17 protein-coding genes are annotated in these 19,692 nt (G+C 66.9%); 3 read left to right on the forward strand and 14 right to left on the reverse strand.

Annotated features, from left to right (window positions below):
* Positions 1–12 precede the first annotated feature (12 nt).
* Entirely contained in the window at positions 13–606 is a 594-nt protein-coding gene (gmk, locus tag AB0876_RS12470) for a guanylate kinase (RefSeq protein WP_526042110.1), read from the reverse strand.
* A gap of 11 nt (positions 607–617) precedes the next feature.
* A complete protein-coding gene (mihF, locus tag AB0876_RS12475) occupies positions 618–932 on the reverse strand; it encodes an integration host factor, actinobacterial type (protein WP_003880790.1) in 315 nt (104 codons plus the stop codon).
* Positions 933–1,432: 500 nt separating this feature from the next.
* Between mihF and AB0876_RS12480 the strand changes: the two genes are divergently transcribed.
* A complete protein-coding gene (locus AB0876_RS12480) occupies positions 1,433–1,903 on the forward strand; it encodes a hypothetical protein (RefSeq protein WP_526042111.1) in 471 nt (156 codons plus the stop codon).
* Positions 1,904–2,082: 179 nt separating this feature from the next.
* Positions 2,083–3,138 (forward strand): DUF2330 domain-containing protein, encoded by a 1,056-nt coding sequence (locus AB0876_RS12485; RefSeq protein ID WP_526042112.1) that lies wholly within the window; start codon positions 2,083–2,085, stop codon positions 3,136–3,138.
* Here AB0876_RS12485 and pyrF read toward each other — a convergent pair.
* The 12 genes from pyrF to AB0876_RS12545 all read right to left on the reverse strand — a co-directional run bounded on the left by pyrF (position 3,126) and on the right by AB0876_RS12545 (position 18,397).
* Positions 3,126–3,938: an orotidine-5'-phosphate decarboxylase gene (gene pyrF / locus AB0876_RS12490; protein WP_526042113.1), complete on the reverse strand. Its 813-nt coding sequence runs from the start codon at positions 3,936–3,938 to the stop codon at positions 3,126–3,128. The two genes, AB0876_RS12485 and pyrF, sit on opposite strands and share 13 nt — an antisense overlap.
* A gap of 2 nt (positions 3,939–3,940) precedes the next feature.
* Positions 3,941–7,294 (reverse strand): carbamoyl-phosphate synthase large subunit, encoded by a 3,354-nt coding sequence (gene carB, locus AB0876_RS12495; RefSeq protein WP_526042114.1) that lies wholly within the window; start codon positions 7,292–7,294, stop codon positions 3,941–3,943.
* Positions 7,295–8,464 carry a glutamine-hydrolyzing carbamoyl-phosphate synthase small subunit gene (carA, locus tag AB0876_RS12500; RefSeq protein ID WP_526042115.1) on the reverse strand — a complete coding sequence of 390 codons (1,170 nt, stop codon included), beginning with the start codon at positions 8,462–8,464 and terminating at the stop codon, positions 7,295–7,297.
* Positions 8,461–8,961: a PH-like domain-containing protein gene (locus tag AB0876_RS12505; RefSeq protein ID WP_448446613.1), complete on the reverse strand. Its 501-nt coding sequence runs from the start codon at positions 8,959–8,961 to the stop codon at positions 8,461–8,463. The genes carA and AB0876_RS12505 overlap by 4 nt, the downstream gene beginning before the upstream one ends.
* Positions 8,958–10,256: a dihydroorotase gene (locus AB0876_RS12510; RefSeq protein WP_526042116.1), complete on the reverse strand. Its 1,299-nt coding sequence runs from the start codon at positions 10,254–10,256 to the stop codon at positions 8,958–8,960. Before AB0876_RS12510 ends, AB0876_RS12505 begins: the two co-directional genes overlap by 4 nt.
* Positions 10,253–11,206 (reverse strand): aspartate carbamoyltransferase catalytic subunit, encoded by a 954-nt coding sequence (locus AB0876_RS12515; protein ID WP_491839026.1) that lies wholly within the window; start codon positions 11,204–11,206, stop codon positions 10,253–10,255. The genes AB0876_RS12510 and AB0876_RS12515 overlap by 4 nt, the downstream gene beginning before the upstream one ends.
* Positions 11,203–11,760, reverse strand: a complete 558-nt coding sequence (gene pyrR, locus AB0876_RS12520) for a bifunctional pyr operon transcriptional regulator/uracil phosphoribosyltransferase PyrR (RefSeq protein WP_491839025.1) — start codon at positions 11,758–11,760, stop codon at positions 11,203–11,205. The genes AB0876_RS12515 and pyrR overlap by 4 nt, the downstream gene beginning before the upstream one ends.
* A 101-nt stretch (positions 11,761–11,861) precedes the next feature.
* Positions 11,862–13,208 (reverse strand): MFS transporter, encoded by a 1,347-nt coding sequence (locus AB0876_RS12525; protein ID WP_526042117.1) that lies wholly within the window; start codon positions 13,206–13,208, stop codon positions 11,862–11,864.
* Positions 13,209–13,262: 54 nt separating this feature from the next.
* Positions 13,263–14,870, reverse strand: a complete 1,608-nt coding sequence (locus AB0876_RS12530) for a flavin-containing monooxygenase (protein ID WP_491839023.1) — start codon at positions 14,868–14,870, stop codon at positions 13,263–13,265.
* A 3-nt stretch (positions 14,871–14,873) separates the two neighbouring features.
* A complete protein-coding gene (locus tag AB0876_RS12535; RefSeq protein WP_491839022.1) occupies positions 14,874–15,833 on the reverse strand; it encodes an alpha/beta hydrolase in 960 nt (319 codons plus the stop codon).
* A gap of 4 nt (positions 15,834–15,837) precedes the next feature.
* A complete protein-coding gene (locus AB0876_RS12540) occupies positions 15,838–17,250 on the reverse strand; it encodes an aldehyde dehydrogenase family protein (RefSeq protein WP_526042118.1) in 1,413 nt (470 codons plus the stop codon).
* Positions 17,251–17,269: 19 nt separating this feature from the next.
* The gene (locus AB0876_RS12545) at positions 17,270–18,397 is read right to left on the reverse strand and encodes an NDMA-dependent alcohol dehydrogenase (protein WP_526042119.1); all 1,128 of its coding nucleotides are present in this window, start codon (positions 18,395–18,397) and stop codon (positions 17,270–17,272) included.
* A 188-nt stretch (positions 18,398–18,585) separates the two neighbouring features.
* On the opposite strand from AB0876_RS12545, the gene AB0876_RS12550 reads away from it, so the two are divergent.
* Positions 18,586–19,674: an AraC family transcriptional regulator ligand-binding domain-containing protein gene (locus AB0876_RS12550; RefSeq protein WP_491839019.1), complete on the forward strand. Its 1,089-nt coding sequence runs from the start codon at positions 18,586–18,588 to the stop codon at positions 19,672–19,674.
* Positions 19,675–19,692 lie beyond the last annotated feature (18 nt).

Below are 19,692 nucleotides of genomic sequence, written 5' to 3' on the forward strand. Positions count from 1 at the left end.
CGGCACGATGAGTCATCGGCTGTCCACCAGCAAGGATACCAATTCAGCGCATGCGGTATCCAACTGGCGGTTCACGACAACCTGGTCAAAGTCGGATTTCGCGGCCATTTCGGCCCGCGCCGTCTCCAATCGCCTGGCCATCACCTCGGGCGTCTCGGTGCCGCGGCCGGACAAACGGTTGACCAGTTCGTCCCAGCTCGGCGGTGCCAGGAACACCGATACCGCCTCGGGCATGGCCTTCTTGACGGCGCGCGCCCCGGCCAGATCGACCTCGATCAGCACCGGGCGTCCGGCCCGGGTGGCATCCCGCACCGGCTGTGCCGGCGTCCCCGAGCGCTGCAAACCGCCGTGGATTTCAGCCCATTCCAGCAGCTCACCGGCATCAATCAGCTGCTGAAACTGCTCTTTGGACACGAATGTGTAGTCGACTCCGTCGACTTCGCCCGGCCGCGGTGCCCTGGTCGTGACCGAGACGGAGAAATACAAGTCGGGAAGCCGGTCCCGCAGACAGCGGACCACGGTGGACTTCCCGACGGCGGAGGGACCGGACAACACGACGACCGGAGCCGTCGATGTGTGTTGCCCGGCCCCTCTACCAGCGCTCAATGCGGGCGTCTCTACTGGTCGAACTTCTCCAGGAGGGCCTTGCGCTGACGATCACCGAGGCCGCGCAGACGGCGGGTCGGGGCGATCTCCAGCTCGGTCATGATTTCCTGCGCCTTGACCTTGCCGACCTTGGGCAGGGCCTCCAGCAGCGCGGAGACCTTCATCTTGCCCAAGACCTCATCGGTCTCGGCGTCGGTGAGCACCTGCTTGAGGTTGGTGCCGCCACGCTTGAGTCGATCCTTGAGCTCGGCTCGCGCTCGACGTGCGGCAGCAGCCTTCTCCAACGCTGCCGCGCGCTGTTCGTCGGTCAACTGGGGAAGGGCCACGGTTTCCTCCGTCTCCTGGCGATTTCTCTTCGGCCATCACTTGTTTTGTACGGCTGGAGTGCAAACCAGCCAGCGACGACGACCGTACCCACGCAGGCTGACGAACGCTAACCCCACCCCCTGGTTACGGCGCTAAAAGCCCAGCGTGTAGTGCGCTCTGCCGGCCGCCGGTTTTTCGCCGAGATCGCGGCTCAGCATCGATCGAGGCGGCCCCGGCGGCCGGATAATCCTGCAAGTCAATGGTTTTCGTGGACCCGCCAGCTAAGTCCGAAGATGCCCCGCCCCCTCGGCGGTGCCCCCAAAACCCGGGATTACCGGTGGGTAAAAAAAGTTTTCGCTGGTCACGGCGTGTCGGGCGTGTCGGAACGGGTGACGCGCACGTCAAACGACGGCGTATGGACGACGCCTAACCCCCGCCTAGTTGCCGCATAGCGATTACACAGCTTGGCTAAATAGCCTCCGATGATCGGGTATCCGACGCCCGTGAAGGGAAGCTGGACATGAACATCAAGCGTCTGACCTGCGCTTCTGCCCTGGCGGTGGTCCTCGGAACCGCCACCCTGAGCGCCGGGGCCGGGCTCGCGGCGGCCCAACCCGGGCCGCCGTGCAACTTCGGCAACTGCCAGGGCCCGGGAGGACCGGGCGGCCCGGGTGGCCCTGGTGGGCCCGGTGGGCCCGGTGGGCCCGGTCATCCTGGCGGCCCGGGTGGCCCCGGTGGCCCCGATCGACCGGGCGGACCAGGCGACCACGGCGGGCCCGGCGGACCAGGCTGGCAGGGCGACCACGGCGGACCTGATGACCGCGGCGGGAACTGGGGCCCACCGCCCCCAGATCTGTCCTGGCGTGGGATGGACCAGGGCCGGTTCGACCACCAGCCGTTCAACTACAACGGCAGGTGGGTGACACCGCTGTTCAACCCGGACTTCAACGGATGGGGCTTCTGGTTCTTCGGCATCTGGATCCCGCTGTGACCCGGTGCGCCGCATCGCATCTGGCAACGCACTGACCAAACTGGTTGTATCCGAGCAATTCTCGTCGGGAGGATACGGCCGCCCAGTCGGGCAAACCGAGCAGTGCTGACGAAAAGGCGGGCCGCCACCGGGGCGGCCCGCTTTTTCCGTCTCTTCGATGCCTTGCAGCCCCATACGATATGACCGTGATCCGATCGACGAGCGCGGTACTCATCCTGCTGTTGATCGGATTGACAGCGAACGTCGCAGCCCCGGCCTGGGCATGTGGGTGCGGCGCATACATCCCCGACCGTGCGGGCGCCAGCGTCGCTGACGAGCGCGCACTCGTCGCGTGGGACGGTGTCACCGAGGACATCCTGATGTCGTTCAACGTGCGAGGCGGCTCGTCGAAGGCTGCCTGGATCATGCCGGTGCCGTCAGAGGCCGAAGTCTCGCTCGGCGAACCGGCCGTGTTCAGTGCATTGGCCACGCTGTCGGCACCGCGTATCGAGTACCGCGACTCCTGGTGGCCATCGTTCGGTTGGTTGTCGGTGTTCTCCCAGCGCGGAGACGGCCTTGTCGGCGCCGCCGCTCCCGACGGGGTCACGGTGCGCAGCCAGCAGCGACTCGGGCCGTTCAACGTCACCCGGCTGGCCTCTGACGATCCGCACGCATTGGCCTCGTGGTTGTCGGAGAAGGGTTTTCCGCAGCCGCCGAGCCTGGCCGACCTCACGCCCTACATCGCCGGTGGTTGGGAAATCGTGGCCATTCAGCTGTTTCCCGACGCGGCCGGCCAGACCCTGACGGGGAATCTGCAGCCGTTGCGGTTGTCGTTCGCCTCCGACACCGTCGTCTACCCGATGCGCCTGTCCCGTGCGGCCAAACTCCCGCTGGCCGTCGACCTGTATGTGCTGGCCGACCATCGCATGAACCCGACCACGTTGCCGGTCTCCGGACGAGAGCCCGAGCTGCAGTTCGCCGGACGCATATCGAGCGGGATCCGCGAGCTCGATACGTACTTCGAAGCGGGTGACTACCTGACCCGGTGGACCGACACGATCGACTCCCCTGCATCGATCGAGGGCGATTACGGCTTCGCCCCTGCCTCCGCGGATACCGACTACCAGGCCGTGATCTACCGCGAACGCGACCGCGGCGATCTCACCGGCCTGGCCCTGTTGGTGGCCGCCGCCATCGGTGCCGTGTTCGTCATCGTTCGGACGCTGAGGGTCCGCGGCCGCCGTCAGGCGAGGTAGGCGACCGCGTCACGCAGGCGCTCGGCGGCCGCGCGCACATCGTCCACCGCGGGACCGGCCCGGAGCACCTCGCGGGACACCGCGGGCAGGACCAATCGGGCCCCGCCGAACCCACCCAGCGCGTCGGCACGCCCGCCCTGGGCGCCCACACCCGGCACCAACACCGGCCCGCCCAGAGCACTCAGATCGGGCAAGTCCGTCACGGTCGCCCCGACCACCACACCGACCGATCCGGTGGATTCAGCGGCGATCCGATTCACCTCGGCGACGGAATCGACGATGGACTGGGCCACGGTGCGCGACCCGGCCATCGCGCGCTGCACACTCGCCCCCTCCGGGTTGGAGGTGGCGGCCAGCACGAACACCCCACGACCATTGGCCGCGGCGGTGTCCAGCAGCGGCTGCAACGAACCGAACCCCAGATACGGCGACGCGGTCACCGCGTCGGCCGCCAGCGGCGAATCACCGGCCCAGGCCTCCGCATAGGCGGCCATGGTCGAGCCGATGTCCCCACGCTTGGCGTCGGCCAGCACCAGCACCCCGGACTCGCGCAGCGCACCCATGGTGCGTTCGAGCACCGCGAACCCCGCTGAGCCGTAGGCCTCGAAGAACGCCACCTGCGGCTTGACCATCGCGAAGCCGGCGAACGCCGTCACGCAGATGTCGCTGAACGCGGCCAGACCGTCGGCGTCGGTGGGCAGGCCCCACGCCCGCAGCAGTTCGGGATGAGGGTCGATGCCGGGGCACAATGGCCCCCGCTCCGACACCGCGGCGGCCAGCCGTTCCCCGAATGCGTCCATGGTCAGCGCGATTCCAGCTCGCTGTGCAGTTCCTGCAGTGACATCACGCCGATGTCGCCGCGGATGGCCGCCTCGATGCCCTGCACCGCGGCGGAGGCACCCTGCACCGTCGTCACGCACGGGATGTTCATCGACACTGCGGCCGAGCGGATCTCGTAACCGTCGACGCGCGGCCCGGAATTTCCGTACGGCGTGTTGATCACCATGTCGACCTCACCGGCCTTGATGGCGTCGACCGAGGAGGGAAGATCGCGGGCTCCACTGGGCTGTTCCGAGTGCTTACGCACCTCATCACACGGAATACCGTTGCGGCGCAGCATCTCTGCGGTGCCCTCGGTGGCCAGTACCCGGAATCCGAGATCAGCCAGTCGCTTGACCGGGAACACCAGTGAACGCTTGTCGCGGTTGGCCACCGATACGAAGACGGTGCCCGAGGTCGGCAACGACCCGTAAGCCGCGGTCTGGCTCTTGGCGAAGGCCGTGCCGAAGTCGTGGTCGATGCCCATCACCTCGCCCGTCGACTTCATCTCCGGTCCCAGCAGCGAGTCGACCTGGGCACCGTCGGCCCGGCGGAACCGGTGGAACGGCAGCACGGCTTCCTTGACCGCCACCGGCGCGTTGCGGGCAATGGCGGCCCCGTCTCCGGTCTTGTTCAGCAGACCCTCCGCGCGCAACTCGGCGATGGTGGCACCCAGCATCACCCGGGCACAGGCCTTCGCCAGCGGCACCGCGGTGGCCTTGGAAACGAACGGCACGGTACGGCTGGCGCGGGGGTTGGCCTCAAGGACATAGAGCACGTCGTCCTTGAGCGCGTACTGCACGTTGAGCAGTCCCACCACGCCGATGCCGTGGGCGATGGCCTCCGTCGCGCGGCGCACCGCTTCGATGTCACTGCGGCCCAAGGTCACCGGGGGCAGCGCGCACGCCGAGTCGCCGGAGTGGATACCGGCCTCCTCGATGTGCTCCATGATGCCGCCGATGTATACCTCGTTGCCGTCGCACAGCGCGTCGACGTCGATCTCGATCGCGTCTTCGAGGAACCGGTCGACCAGCACCGGGTGTTCCGGGGACAGCTGGGTGGCGCGGGCGATGTAGCCCTCCAGGGTCGCCTCGTCGTAGACGATCTCCATCCCACGCCCGCCCAGCACGTAGGAGGGACGCACCAGCACTGGGTAGCCGATGTCGGAGGCGATCCGCCGGGCCTGCTCGAAGCTGGTGGCGGTGCCGAACTTCGGGGCCGGCAGACCGGCGTTGACCAGAACTTCGCCGAAAAGCCCACGGTCCTCGGCCAAGTCGATGGCGTCGGGCCCGGTACCCACGATGGGGACCCCGGCCGCCTCGAGGCGCTTGGCCAGACCGAGCGGCGTCTGGCCGCCGAGCTGCACGATGACGCCAACGACGCCGGGGCCGGTCCCGTCCTCGCCCTTGCCCGAGGCGTCCTCGGCGTAATAGACCTCCAGCACGTCCTCGAAGGTGAGCGGCTCGAAATACAACCGGTCGGCGGTGTCGTAGTCGGTGGACACCGTCTCGGGGTTGCAGTTGACCATCACGGTTTCGAAGCCGACCGCACTCAGCGTGGTCGCGGCATGCACACAGCTGTAGTCGAACTCGATGCCCTGGCCGATGCGGTTCGGGCCGGAACCCAGGATCAGCACCTTGGGCTTCTCGGTCTGCGGAGCCACCTCGGTCTCGGCCGCGGGGTCGAGCTCGTAGCTGCTGTAGTGGTACGGCGTCTTGGCGTCGAATTCGGCCGCGCAGGTGTCGACAGTCTTGTACACCGGATGGATGCCGAGCCTGCGGCGCAGCGCGCGCACCCCGGACTCGCCGGCCAGTTCCGGCCGCAGAGCGGCGATCTGGCGGTCCGACAGCCCGCTGTGCTTGGCTCGCCGCAGTAGTTCGGCGTCGAGCACCGGCGCTTCGAGCAGTTCGACGCGCAGCGCGACCAGTCCGGCGATCTGCTCGATGAACCAGGGGTCGACGCCGGAGGCCTCAGCCACCTGCTCGACGCTGGCGCCCAGGCGCAGTGCGTGCTCGATGTCGTAGAGCCTGCCGTCCACGGCGGTGCGCAGGCCGGTCAGCAGCTGCTCGACCGTCAGGTCGGGGTCCGGCCCGGTCCAGAACCCGGCCCGGCTGGTCTCCAGCGACCGCATCACCTTGCCGAGGGCCTCGATGAAATTGCGGCCCAACGACATTGCCTCGCCGACCGACTTCATCGTGGTGGTCAACGTGGCGTCGGCGCCGGGGAACTTCTCGAACGCGAACCGCGGGGCCTTGACGACGACGTAGTCCAGGGTCGGCTCGAAGCAGGCCGGCGTCTCTTTGGTGATGTCGTTGACGATCTCGTCGAGCGTGTAGCCGATGGCCAGTTTGGCCGCGATCTTGGCGATCGGGAACCCGGTGGCCTTCGAGGCCAGCGCCGAGGACCGCGAGACGCGCGGGTTCATCTCGATGACGATGAGCCGTCCGTCTGTCGGGTTGATCGCGAACTGGATGTTGCAGCCACCGGTGTCGACACCGACCTCGCGCAGGATGTCGATGCCCACGTCGCGCATCTTCTGGTACTCGCGGTCGGTCAGCGTCATCGCCGGGGCGACGGTCACCGAGTCCCCGGTGTGCACGCCCATCGGATCGAAGTTCTCGATCGAGCACACCACCACGACGTTGTCGCGGTGGTCACGCATCAGCTCGAGCTCGAATTCCTTCCAGCCGTAGATGGATTCCTCGATCAGCACGTTCGCCGTCGGGGAGGCGGACAGACCGTCACCGGCCATCCGCTCGACATCCTCGGCCGAGTACGCCATGCCCGATCCGAGGCCGCCCATGGTGAAGCTGGGCCGGACCACGACGGGCAGCCCCAGATCGGCGACGGTCTCGCGGACCTCGTCCATCGTGAAACAGACACGGCTGCGCGCGGACTCACCGCCCACCTTGGCGACGATGTCCTTGAACTTCTGCCGGTCCTCACCGCGCTGGATGGCCTCGAAATCGGCGCCGATCATCTCGACGCCGTACTTTTCGAGGACGCCGTTGTCGTGCAGGGCCACCGCGGTGTTCAGCGCGGTCTGCCCGCCGAGGGTGGCGAGGACGGCGTCGATCTTGTTGCCGCGCTCGGCCTGCTGGACGATGACTTTCTCGACGAACTCCCAGGTGATCGGCTCGACGTAGGTGTTGTCGGCGTACTCGGGGTCGGTCATGATCGTCGCCGGGTTCGAGTTGACCAGGCTGACCTGGATCCCCTCGGAGCGCAGCACCCGGCAGGCCTGGGTACCTGAATAGTCGAATTCACAGGCCTGGCCGATGACGATCGGGCCGGACCCGATCACCAGCACGTGGTTGAGGTCAGAGCGACGTGGCATTTACTTCTCTCCTGCCATCAGGTCTACGAACTGGTCGAACAGGTACTCGGCGTCGTGCGGGCCGGCCGCGGCCTCCGGGTGGTACTGCACCGAGAACGCCCGGCCGTTGGCCAGCCGGATGCCCTCGACCACACCGTCGTTGGCGCAGGTGTGGCTGACCTCGGCTGATCCGAAGGGGGTATCAAAAACCTCGCCCTTCTCTCCTTCTAATGCGAACCCGTGGTTCTGGGCGGTGATCGCCACCCGCCCGGTGATGTGGTCGATGACCGGGATGTTGATGCCGCGGTGGCCGAACACCATCTTGTAGGTGGACCGGCCCAGGGCGCGGCCCAGGATCTGGTTGCCGAAGCAGATGCCGAACAACGGGATTCCCGCACTCAGAACCTCGCGGGTCACCGCGACGATGTGATCGGCGGTGGCCGGGTCGCCGGGCCCGTTGGACAGGAACACCCCGTCCGGCTTGAGATCGGCGATCTGATCGAAGCTCACCGATGACGGCAGCACGTGGCTGCGGATCCCGCGTCGCGCGAAGTTGCGCGGGGTGTTGGTCTTGATACCCAGGTCGACTGCCGCGACCGTAAACCGGTGGCCGCCTTCTGGTGCTCCCTCTGCTTCAACAATATACGGACTCCCCGTGCTGACCTGCCCCGCCAGATCCGCACCCAGCATCGAGGGCTGGTCCAGTACGCGGGCGACCAACTCGTCCAAGGACGCGTCCCCTGAGCCCGATGTCGCCGCTAACGCGGCTCCGCCGAACACCCCGGCCTTCATCGACCCGCGGGTGCGCAGGTGGCGCACAACTGCCCGGGTGTCGATCCCGGCGATGCCCACGATGCCCTGACGGACCAGCTCGTCGTCGAGGGTGCCGCTGGCGCGCCAGTTCGACGCCCGCGGCGAGGGGTCACGCACCGCGTAACCGGCCACCCAGATCTTGTCGTCGCGGCTCTCACCGTCTTCGTTGTTCCAGCCCGTGTTGCCGATCTGCGGTGCCGTGGCCACCACGATCTGACCGTGATAGCTCGGGTCGGTCAGCGTTTCCTGGTAGCCCGACATGCCGGTGGAGAACACCGCCTCACCGAGGGTCTGCCCGACCGCTCCGAATGTCGTACCCGTGAAGACGCGCCCGTCTTCGAGTACCAGGACCGCTTTTTCATTCTGCTTGTTGCTCATGCCTCTTCCTCCAGCCAGCGGTCGTACTCTGCGCGATTGTCAGCGCGGAACCCGGTATCGATCTCGGTGCCCGAGGGCAGCCTCCACCTGATGGCCAGGATTCCGTCGTAAGTCAGTGCCTTGCCTGCGATCCCACGCTCGGTTCTGATCGCGGTGACAGACTCGGCGGGAATCCAGACCGGGCCGGCCCCGCTGCGCTGCAACATGATTCCCTCGGGGTAGCGGGTCAGCACGGCCTTGGCCCGAAAGCCCAGGCTGCCGGCGGCCACCTTGTCGTTCCAGTGCGGCACCACCGTGCTGCCCACGTACATGCCCTTCATGGGCGGGATGATCGATGCGCTGACCGTGTCGGGCAGCGGCGGCAGGGTGCCGATCATTTCGGCCTGGCGCTGTGCGCGATGCAGCCAGCCACGCATCATCTGACGGATCAGGAAAGCGATCAACACGGCCAGCAGCGCGGCCAGGATCAGCGATGCGATCAGCGTGGGAGTGTTCAATGGGGACACTTCCCGTGCAGCGCAGTGATCTTGCCCCGCAACAGTGTGGCGGTCACGGTGGCGGGCAGCGTCATCGATTCGAAGGGTGTGTTGTCCGACCGGCTGGCCAGCTCGTCGCCTTCGACCGTCCAGGTCGCGTCGGGATCGATCACGGTGAGGTTGGCGGGCTCGCCCACCTCCAGCGGCCGGCCCTGATCCGGCAGACCGACGATGGCTGCCGGCGCCTCGCTCATCACCTTGGCCACCCCGCGCCAGGTAAGCAGGCCGGGACGCACCATGGTCTCGGCCACCACCGACAGCGCGGTCTGCAGGCCGAGCATGCCCGGACGGGCGACCGAGAATTCGCAGCACTTCTCGTGCTCGGCATGCGGAGCGTGATCGGTGGCCACGCAGTCGATGACCCCGTCTGCCAACGCCTGCCGCAGCGCAACGGCGTCACTCGATTCGCGCAGCGGCGGGTTGACCCGGTTGCGCCCGTCGTAGCCGGCCAGCCTGCCGTCGTCGAGCAGCAGGTGGTGCGGCGTGACCTCGGCGGTGATCGAAATGCCTTGCGCCTTGGCCCACTTCAGCAGTTCCACAGTGCCGGCGGTGGAGGCGTGGCAGATGTGTACCCGGGCACCGGCATCGCGGGCCAGGATCGCGTCGCGGGCCACGATCGATTCCTCGGCCGAGCGCGGCCAACCCGCCAGCCCGAGTTTGGCCGCGTTGGGTCCCTCGTGGGCGACGGCGCCGACGGTCAGCCGCGGCTCTTCGGCGTGCTGGGCGATGAGCACCCCGAGGCCGGTGGCGTATTCGAGTGCCCGCCGCATGACGAGCGGATCGTCGACGCAGAGACCGTCGTCGGAGAACATCCGTACCTGACCGACGCTGTCGGCCATCAGGCCCATCTCGGTGAGCTGCTTGCCCTTCAGTCCGACGGTGACCGCACCCACCGGGTGCACGTCGACCAGGCCAACCTGCTGGCCGCGGTTCCACACGTGGTCGGTGACCACCGCGGAATCGGCGACCGGATCGGTATTGGCCATCGCGAACACCGCGGTGTAGCCACCGAGGGCCGCTGCAGCCGAACCGGTTTCGATGTCCTCGGCGTATTCGCGGCCCGGCTCGCGCAGATGCGTGTGCAGGTCGACGAAGCCCGGAAGGAGCACCTGGCCGACGGCCTCGATCACCTCGGTGCCCTTGGGAGCTTTGAGTGCAGAACCGATCTCGGCTATCTGGCCGTCGGCGATCAGTACGTCGAGTTGGTCGCCTTCGCCGTAGAGGCGTGCCCCGCGAATGAGTACCTGCTGCGTCATACGCTGATCGCCTCCCGATCCGCACCCACCAGCAGATGGAACAGCACCGCCATCCGCACGTGGACACCATTTGAAACCTGTTGCAGAACAGCCGATTGCGAGGAATCGGCAACCGGGAACGCGATCTCCATGCCACGCACCATCGGTCCCGGGTGCAGCACCACAGCGTTACCGGGCAGCATGGCCTGACGCTTCTCGGACAATCCGTAGCGCACCGAGTACTCACGGGCCGAAGGGAAGAACGCGCCGTTCATCCGCTCGGCCTGCACGCGCAGCATCAACACCGCGTCGGCGGCGGGCAACTCGGCATCCAGGTCGTGCGACACCGTGACCGGCCACCCGGACACCCCGACCGGCAACAGCGTCGGCGGCGAAACCAGCACCACCTCGGCGCCCAGGGTGCTCAGCAGCGACACATTCGAACGGGCCACGCGGCTGTGCAGGACGTCCCCGACGATCACCACGCGCTTGCCCTCGATAGAGCCGAGCCGTTGGCGGATGGTCAGCGCGTCGAGCAGGGCCTGGGTCGGATGCTCATGGGTTCCGTCACCGGCATTGATCACGCTGGGACCGCCGGTCTCCTCGGCCGTCCATTCGGCGAGCTGTTGTGCGGCGCCCGAGTGAGGATGGCGGATGATCAGGGCGTCGGCGCCGGCGGCACGCAAGGTCAATGCGGTATCGCGAAGCGACTCCCCCTTGGCCACCGAGGATCCCGACGAGCTGACGTTGATCACATCGGCGCTCATCCACTTACCCGCGACCTCGAACGACACCCGGGTCCGGGTGGAGTTCTCGTAGAACATGGTGATGACGGTGCGTCCGCGCAGCGTGGGCAGCTTCTTGATTTCGCGGCCCAGCAGTGCCTCGCGGAACCGGTCGGCGTCGTCGAGGATCGCCGTCGCGTCATCCCGGCTCAGATCCGCTGCCGACAGAAGATGACGTGTCGTCACTTCGAAATCACCACCCCATCACGGTCATCATCCTCGGACAGCAGCACATGGACGCTCTCGGTGCGCGAGGTCGGCACGTTCTTGCCGACGTAATCGGCGCGGACCGGCAGTTCCCGGTGACCGCGGTCGACTAGCACCGCCAGTTGCACCACCCGGGGGCGACCGATATCACGCAGGGCATCCAGCGCTGAGCGCACAGAGCGCCCGGAGTACAGCACGTCGTCGACGAGGATCACGACCGCGTCGTCGATGCCGCCGGGCGGGATCGAGGTGGCCGCCAGTGGTCGCGGCGGCTTGATGTTGAGGTCGTCGCGGTAGAGCGTGATGTCAAGCGCGCCGACGGGCAACGCCACATCGGCGAACTCGTTGATCTTGGCGGCCAACCGCCTGGCGAGGGTCACACCGCGCGTGGGGATGCCGAGGAGAACGACCCGTTCGCGTTCCGCGGGATCGTCAAGGGCGGTCTTCTCGATGATCTGATGAGCGATCCGGGAAACGGTGCGGCCGACGTCCGCCGCAGACAACAATTCCCGGTCGGTACCTGAAGAGCCCATGAGGTGACTCTGACCTCCTTCTCCGCCTCTCGGGACGGATCGTTAAAGGACGTCGAACTGCCAGGCAGCTTAGCAGGCCGCAAACCTCCGACCGGCCACGGTCACCTCGCAGTGTCACTCATCACGGCGTCCAGTTCGGTTCCCTTCGTCTCGGGCAGCAACAGGGTCGAGACGATGCTGACGACGACGAATGCCGCCATCATCGCCCCAACAGCCCAGCTACCGAGCGTGGCCACCAGAGCACCGGCGACCAACGGCGGTATCGCTCCGCCCACGATGCCGGCCAGATTGAACGACAGGCCGGCGCCGGTGTAGCGGTATCGGGTGGCGAAGATCTCAGGCAGGAAGGATCCGATCGGCCCGTAGGACAGGCCGAAGATGCAGAAGATGCCGGCGATCGCGACCGCGAAGGCCACCGGCGAACCGGAGTCGATCAGCGGCATCACCACGAACGCCCACGGCAGGGCCAGAGCGAAACCGGCGAGAATGACGCGGCGCCGGCCGTACCGGTCGCACAGCACCGCCGAGATCGCCGAGAAGGCCATCAGCGCGACACCGGCGAGCACGCCGACGCCGAGGATCAGGCTGCGCGGGTGCCCGATGCGGGTGCTGGCGTAGCTCATCAGGTAGGTGCCACCGAGGAAGCTCATGGTGAAGATGCCGACCATGCAGCCCGCGGCGAGCGCCACCTGCCGGGTCTGGGTGCGGAACAGTTCGCTCAGCGGCGCCTTGGGTACGCCTGCGGTCACCTGCTCCCGGGCGAAGACGGGCGTCTCGTCGATGCTCAGCCGCACGTACAGCGCCACGATCAGCAGCACCGCGCTGAACAGGAATGGCAACCGCCAGCCCCAGTCGAGGAAGACCGCGCTCTTCTCGCCGATGGTCAGGCTCACGATGAAGACCACGAGATTGCTCACTGCCAGGCCGGCACCGGCGCCGAGCTGGGTGAACATCCCGTACATGCCGCGCTTCCCGACGGGCGCGTACTCGGCGCTCAGCAGCGCCGACCCGGCCCATTCCCCGCCGACGGCGAAGCCCTGCAGCAGTCGCAGGACGAGCAGGATGATCGGCGCCGCGATGCCGATGCTTGCCGCGCTGGGCACCAAGCCCACGCATACCGTCGACAAGCCCATGATCAACAGCGTCGCGATCAGAGTCTTCTTGCGGCCCAACCGATCTCCGAAATGCCCGAACACCGCGGCGCCGATCGGCCGGGACAGGAACGCGACCGCGAACGTGCCGAGTGACGAGATGGTCGCCATCGTGGGGCCCATGTTCGGGAAGAACACGTGGGGAAAGATGAGCGCCGCGGCGGTGCCGTAGATGTAGAAGTCGTAGAACTCGATCGCCGTGCCGACGAAGCTGGCGAACGCCACCCGCTTCATGGGGTGGGCCTCCGGAGTCGCGACGGAGCTCGGTTCGCCGTCGATCTGGTCCTGCTGGGTCATTTGCCTCTTCTCACGCCACGGACTTCGCCCGAGAAGTATCACCCAGCAGTTGGGTCAGACCATCTCGAATCCGTGATAACCCGCCACGGCCACGCCGTCACCGATCTGCTTGTAGACGCCGACACCGGCGACGAACGGCAGGAACACTTGTCGCTTACCGGGCACATTGGCGCCCATGTACCAGGACGCGGCTTGCGGCAGCAGCGTGAGGTCGGCGGTGTCGTTGGTGATGTTCACCCAGTTGTCCTCGGCCTCGAGGTCGGCTTCCATCCGGTTCAGCCCGTGCTCGCGCAGGTGCACCAGGGCCGCACTGATCCACTCGACGTGGTACTCGATCGAGGTGAGCATGTTGGACAGCACCGAGGGACTCTGCGGACCGGTGACGGTGAACAGGTTCGGGAATCCCGCCGACATCAACCCGAGATAGGTCCGCGGGCCCGCGGCCCATTTCTCCCGCAGCGTGCGGCTGGCGCCGGTCTCGTCGACGGCCCGGATGTCGATGGCGTTCAACGCGCCGGTCATGGCATCGAATCCCGTGGCCAGCACGATCACGTCGAACTCGTGCTCGGTGTCACCGGCGAGGATGCCGCGTGCCGTGATCCGGCGCAGCGGCTCCTCGTTGAGGTCGACGAGCTCCACGTTGTCCTGGTTGTAGACCTCGTAGTAGCCGGTGTCGACGCACATCCGCTTGGCCGCGATCGGATAGCTTCGCGGCGTCAGCTTCTCGGCGAGCCGAGGGTTGGTGACCTTCTGACGAATTCGCTCGCGCACGTATTCGGCGGCCGTCTCGTTGGCTGCCGGATCCAACAGCAGGTCGTAGAACGACTGCTGGAAACACAGACCGCCGTCGGCCCAGCGCCGGTCGAGCTCGGCACGGGTGGTGGCCCTGTCGAGGTCGCCGAAGAACGGGGGCAGCGCCGCACCGTCGCCGCATTGCGCGCCGCCCTGCGTCAAGCGACTGACGTCGCGAAACTGCGGGTACCGCGGCTTGACATCGGCGAGCTCGTCGGCGATCAGGCGATTCTGCGCCGGGACCGCATACGGGGGCGTGCGCTGAAACACGGTCAGCGCGCCCACCACCGGTGCGATCGCGGTGATCGTCTGCACGCCAGAGGAACCGGTGCCGACGACGGCGACCCGCTTGCCTTCCAGGTCTGCCCCTTCGGCAGGCCAGTCCCAGGTCCACAGGACCTCACCGGCGAAATCGTCCAGCCCGTCGAACGACGGCACCAACGGTTTGGAGAGGCATCCGGTCGCCGCGATCACGAAGTTCGCAGAGGCGCTGGGACCCGCTTCGGTCGTGACGGTCCATTCGTTTCTGGTGTCGTCGAAATCCATTGCGACAACCCTGGTATCGAAGGTGATGTCGCGGCGGAGGTCGAAGCGGTCGGCGACATGCTTGGCGTAGGCGAGCAGTTCCGGCTGAGCGGCGTAACGCTCGGTCCAATTCCACGACTGCTGCAACTGCGAGTCGAACGAGTATGAGTATTCGATCGATTCGATGTCGCAACGGGCCCCCGGGTACCGGTTCCAGTACCAGGTGCCACCCACCTCCGGCCCGGCCTCAAGGACGCGTGCGTCGAATCCGAGCTCACGTAACTTGTAGAGCTGGTAAAGCCCGGCGAATCCGGCACCGATGATGATCACGTCGTGATCGGCCACCACTCACACCGCCTTTCGGTCGGACCGGTACGCGTCGAGGAACGACCCGATGCTTTTGGCGACCAACGACATTCCGGTCTGATAACCGGGCAGGATGTTCGCCATCTGGAAATACCCGTGCATTTCGCCGGCCGCCTCCTCCAACGTCACACGCACTCCGGCGTCGGCCAGCGCGGCCGCGTAGGCGACACCCTCGTCGTGCAGCGGGTCGTACTCGGCGACATAGACGAGAGCGGGCGGGAGACCGGCGAGGCTGGGCGCCCGCAACGGCGACGCATCCGGGTTGGTGCGCCGGGCCTGGTCTGGAAGGTAGTGCTCCCAGAACCAGATCATGGTGTCCCGGCCGAGCATCAGCTGATTTTCGGGCGCGACGTACGAGGGCCGGTCGAAGTCGCAGTCGGTAACCGGGTAGACCAATGCCTGGTAGTCGATCCTGGGCCCGTGCCGGTCGCGGGCCCACCGCGTCATCACCGCGGCGATGTTGCCTCCGGCGCTGTCGCCGGCCACGATCAACGGCGCACCGACGGGTGCGTACTCCGCTGCATGCGCTGCGGCCCAGCACAATCCGATCCAACTGTCTTCCAGCGCGGCGGGGAACGGATGCTCGGGCGCCTTGCGGTAGTTCACCAGGATCACGGTGGAGTTGGTCAGGTTCGCCAGGTGCCGGCCGACGTGGTCGTACTGCAGGTCGATATCGCCGATCACCCATCCACCGCCGTGGAAATACACGATGACCGAACGGGATTCGCCCTCGGGAACGAGAACACGGACCCGGAATTTCCCGCCGTCCTCACCCTCGAGCTTCAGGTTGTGCACCGCGGCCACGTCGGGACCGCGTCCGCTCATGCCGGCGAAGATCGGCCCGGCCATCCGCGCGATCGCCGGCGTGCCCTCGTGCATCGGTGGGTCGCGGGTCTCCGCAAGTTGCGCCAGCAGTGCCTGGGTCACGGGTTCCAGCGGCATCAGATCACCGCTGGATCGACTTGATCTCGAGGAATTCCTCGAGCCCGTACCGGCCGGCCTCACGCCCGTTGCCCGACTGCTTGTATCCGCCGAAGGGCGCGTTGGCGTTGAAGGCGCCGGCATTGATCTGCACCTGGCCGGCCCGGATCCGGCGCGCGATGCCCTCGGCACGCTCCGGCGAGGCGGACCAGACCGCCCCGGCCAGGCCGTAATCCGTTGCGTTGGCGATCCGTACCGCGTCGTCCTCCGAGTCGTATGCCTCGATCGCGAGAACCGGGCCGAAGACCTCTTCGGAATGAATCGCCATGTCCTCGGTGACGTCGGAAAACACGGTCGGCCGTACGAAGGCACCTGGGCCGTCGGTTGCGGTGTCGCCGCCGGTGACCAGACGTGCCCCTTCGTTCATCGCCGTCCGGATATGGCCGATCACCCGCTCCTGCTGCGCCCGGGACGACAGCGGGCCCAGTGCAGTCCCTTCGTCGCTCGGGTCGCCGACCGGCAGTGCGTCAGCAGTCGCCTTCGCGAGTGCCTCGACCTCGGCCAGCCTGTCACGCGGGACGATCATGCGGGTCAGCGCCGAGCAGGTCTGCCCGGAGTTGAGCATCATCGTCTTGACCGACGCGGGCACCACCAATTCCAGGTCGGCGTCGTCGAGAATGATGTTGGGGCTCTTGCCACCGAGCTCCAGCGAGACGCGCTTGACGGTGCGGGCGGCGACTTCCTGCACGCGCCGACCGGCCCGGGTTGATCCGGTGAAGCTGACGATATCGACGTCGTCATGCCCGGCGATCGCCTCGCCCACATCCGCCCCGGTGCCGAACACCAGGTTGAACACGCCTGGGGGCAGACCGATCTCGTCGATGATCTCGGTCAGCGCGAGCGCGCACAGCGGCGTCACCTCACTGGGTTTGACGACGACGGTGTTTCCCGCGGCCAATCCGTAGGCGACCTTCAGGGCGATCTGATGCAGGGGGTAGTTCCAGGGCGTGATGGCGCCCAGCACGCCGAACGGTTCGCGCACGATCGTCGATCCGCGGTATTCGTTCTCGAACTCGTACTCGCGCACGATGTTGGCGGCCTCGGCGAAACTGTTGAGTGGCAGCCCCAGCTGGATCGCCCGGGAAATCGTGATGGGACAACCCATCTCGGAGGAGACCGTGCGGGCCAGGTCTTCGGACCGCTCGGCCAGCTTGCCGGCGATCGCGGTGAGGTAATCCGCGCGCTCCCCGACCGGCGTCGCCGACCATGCCGGGAAAGCGGCACGTGCGGCTGCCACGGCGGCGTCGACGTCTGCGGCAGTGCCGGCCACCACCTCGGCGATCACCTCGTCGTTCGCCGGGTTGATGACGGGTATGCGGGTGCTGCCGCTCGAAACCGCCCACTTGCCGTCGATGTAGTTGCTGTCTTGAATCTGCATTGATGCCCCCTTGTTCGGTTCAGTGGTCGGCGTCGGAGTAGACGACGATGCCGCGAAGATTCTTGCCGTCGAACATGTCCCGGTAGCCCTGATTGATGTCTGCCAGGCGGTAGCGGGTGGTGACGAGTTCGTCGAGCTTGAGATTGCCGGAGCGGTAGAGGTCGAGGAGTCTCGGGATCTGGGTGCGGGGGCCGACGCCGCCGAACACCGCCCCCTGGACCCGTTTCTGCAGCAGGGTCAGCTCGAACAGATTGAGGTCGACGGTCGACTGGGTGAAATCGCCCATGCCCGTGACGATTACCTGTCCGCCCTTGCCGGTCAGGCTCAGCGCCTGCTGGATGTGTTCGCCCTTGATCTCGCCGACCGTGATGATCGTGACCTCAGCCATCTTTCCCCACGTGAGGTCGGGCAGTTCGGCGGCGGCGTCCTCGACGGAGGCGAACGTGTGGGTGGCGCCGAACTCGAGCGCCTTCTTCCGCTTGAAGTCGACCGGGTCGATCGCGACGACGAACCGTGCACCCGCGAACTTCGCCCCTTGCACCGCGTTGATCCCGACTCCGCCGATGCCCATCACCACGACTGTGTCGCCCGGGTGGGTGTCACCGATTTCGGTCGCCGAGCCCCAGCCGGTGGAGACTCCGCAGCCCAGCAGGGCGGCCACCTCCAGCGGTATGTCCTTCTCGATCTTGACGACCGAGGCCTGGCTGACCGTGACGTACGGCGCGAAGGTGCCGAGCAGGCACATCTGGATGACCGGTTGGCCGTCGCGGGTCACGCGGTACGTCTTGTCGGAGACAGCCTGGCCGGTCAGCAGCCCGGCGCCCTCGTCGCAGAGGTTCTGCAGACCCGTGGCGCACGACGGGCACGTGCCGCACGCCGGAATGAAGGCGAGGACGACGTGATCGCCTTCTTCCAGCCCGGTGACGCCGGGGCCGACCTTGGTGATCACACCGGCACCCTCGTGACCACCGAGTACGGGCATGAACGGCACCGGGCTGCTGCCGGCGACGACGTGTGCATCCGAGTGGCACAGGCCCGACGCGGCCAGTTTCACCTGCACCTCCCCGGCAACCGGGTCCCCCAGGTCAACCTCGCAGATCGTCCATGGTGCGCCGATTTCCTCGACGACAGCGGCCTTGACTTTCACCAGAGCGTCTCCTCGCGTGTCATCCGACACAGTTCTGGGCGAACTGAGATCTGAATCACTCCCCCGAACCGTAGAGCCGTGGCGCGCCGTCCGACAGGACCGTCCCGGCCACAACTCGACATTTCCGGCCACTTCGGAGGCTCATGCCCTCGTTGACCGCGCTCCGCAGGTCGGCAAAACTGGGCGTCATGACGCCGGTCCTCGCCGAATCCGCTGATCAGGGGGCACTGCCCAGCTCCCCGGTGCTCCAATCGACCAACCGGGTCATAGCGGCCATGACCGACCCCTGGGACCACCCGCGCACGGCGGTTTCGGTCGCGATCATGTGTGAGTGGGCGGCCCGGCGCGGCATCCCTGCCGAGGCGGTGCTGGCGGGTTCTCATCTCGATGCCTCCTCCCTGACCGACATCGACACCGTCGTCGAGGCCAGCCAGGAGCTCGCGGTGATCCGCAATCTGGCCGCCCGGTGCGCGGACAGTCCCGGTTCGGGGGTGGAACTGGGCAGCAGCTACCACCTGACCGCCTACGGCTATCTGGGTTATCTCCTGGCTGCGTCGGCCAGCGTGCGGGACACGGTCCATCGTGGCCTGTACTACGCAATGCTGACCTTCGCCTTCTCGACCATGACGGCCCGCATCGACGACGACCACTACGTCCTGGCCTTCGATGCCGGTGACATGCCCGAGGCGATCCGCAGGTTCGTCGTCGAACGTGATCTGACCGCGGTCATGCAGATTCAGCGCGATACGTTCCCCGACGTCGACGCGGTCCCGCTGCACGAGATCAGGTTCGCCTTCCTGGCTCCTTCCGTCAGCAGCTGTGTCGAGGTGTACCGGGACTACTTCCGGGTGCCGGTGTCATTCGGCTACGCCCGCAACGAAATCGTCTACGACGTGGGCTATCTGGACCTGGCACCGCCGATGGCGAACGCCCACACGGCCGAGCTGATGGTCGCCCACTGTGACCGCATCCGCGCCGAGCGGTTGCATCACACCGGGGTCGCCGCCCAGGTGCGCGCACATCTGCTCGACCAGTCGTCTCTCGACCTCACCCTGGAAGACGTGGCGCTGCACCTGCACTACGCATCGCGGACATTGCGCAGGCACCTCGAGCGCGAGGGCACCACCTACCGGGCCGTCCTGGACGAGGTGCGCCGGAGCGTCGCCGACAATCTCCTGCGGGACCGCATGATTCCGCATTACGAGATCGCCCACCGGCTCGGGTACCAGGACTGGTCGAGTGTGGTCCGGGCCCGCAGGCGCTGGCGCCGCGGGTGACGCCTGGAGGTAGCCGAG

It is taken from the genome of Mycobacterium sp. NPDC049093 (assembly GCF_040704635.1).
GTDB lineage: Bacteria > Actinomycetota > Actinomycetes > Mycobacteriales > Mycobacteriaceae > Mycobacterium.

Excerpts from the sequence above, each read along its gene's own strand:
- AB0876_RS12480 (WP_526042111.1), top strand. The coding sequence starts at position 1,433 with ATGAACATCAAGCGTCTGACCTGCGCTTCTGCCCTGGCGGTGGTCCTC.
- AB0876_RS12485 (WP_526042112.1), top strand. The coding sequence starts at position 2,083 with ATGACCGTGATCCGATCGACGAGCGCGGTACTCATCCTGCTGTTGATC.
- pyrF (WP_526042113.1), bottom strand. The coding sequence starts at position 3,938 with ATGGACGCATTCGGGGAACGGCTGGCCGCCGCGGTGTCGGAGCGGGGG.
- carB (WP_526042114.1), bottom strand. The coding sequence starts at position 7,294 with ATGCCACGTCGCTCTGACCTCAACCACGTGCTGGTGATCGGGTCCGGC.
- carA (WP_526042115.1), bottom strand. The coding sequence starts at position 8,464 with ATGAGCAACAAGCAGAATGAAAAAGCGGTCCTGGTACTCGAAGACGGG.
- AB0876_RS12510 (WP_526042116.1), bottom strand. The coding sequence starts at position 10,256 with ATGACGCAGCAGGTACTCATTCGCGGGGCACGCCTCTACGGCGAAGGC.
- pyrR (WP_491839025.1), bottom strand. The coding sequence starts at position 11,760 with ATGGGCTCTTCAGGTACCGACCGGGAATTGTTGTCTGCGGCGGACGTC.
- AB0876_RS12525 (WP_526042117.1), bottom strand. The coding sequence starts at position 13,208 with ATGACCCAGCAGGACCAGATCGACGGCGAACCGAGCTCCGTCGCGACT.
- AB0876_RS12535 (WP_491839022.1), bottom strand. The coding sequence starts at position 15,833 with ATGCCGCTGGAACCCGTGACCCAGGCACTGCTGGCGCAACTTGCGGAG.
- AB0876_RS12540 (WP_526042118.1), bottom strand. The coding sequence starts at position 17,250 with ATGCAGATTCAAGACAGCAACTACATCGACGGCAAGTGGGCGGTTTCG.
- AB0876_RS12550 (WP_491839019.1), top strand. The coding sequence starts at position 18,586 with ATGACGCCGGTCCTCGCCGAATCCGCTGATCAGGGGGCACTGCCCAGC.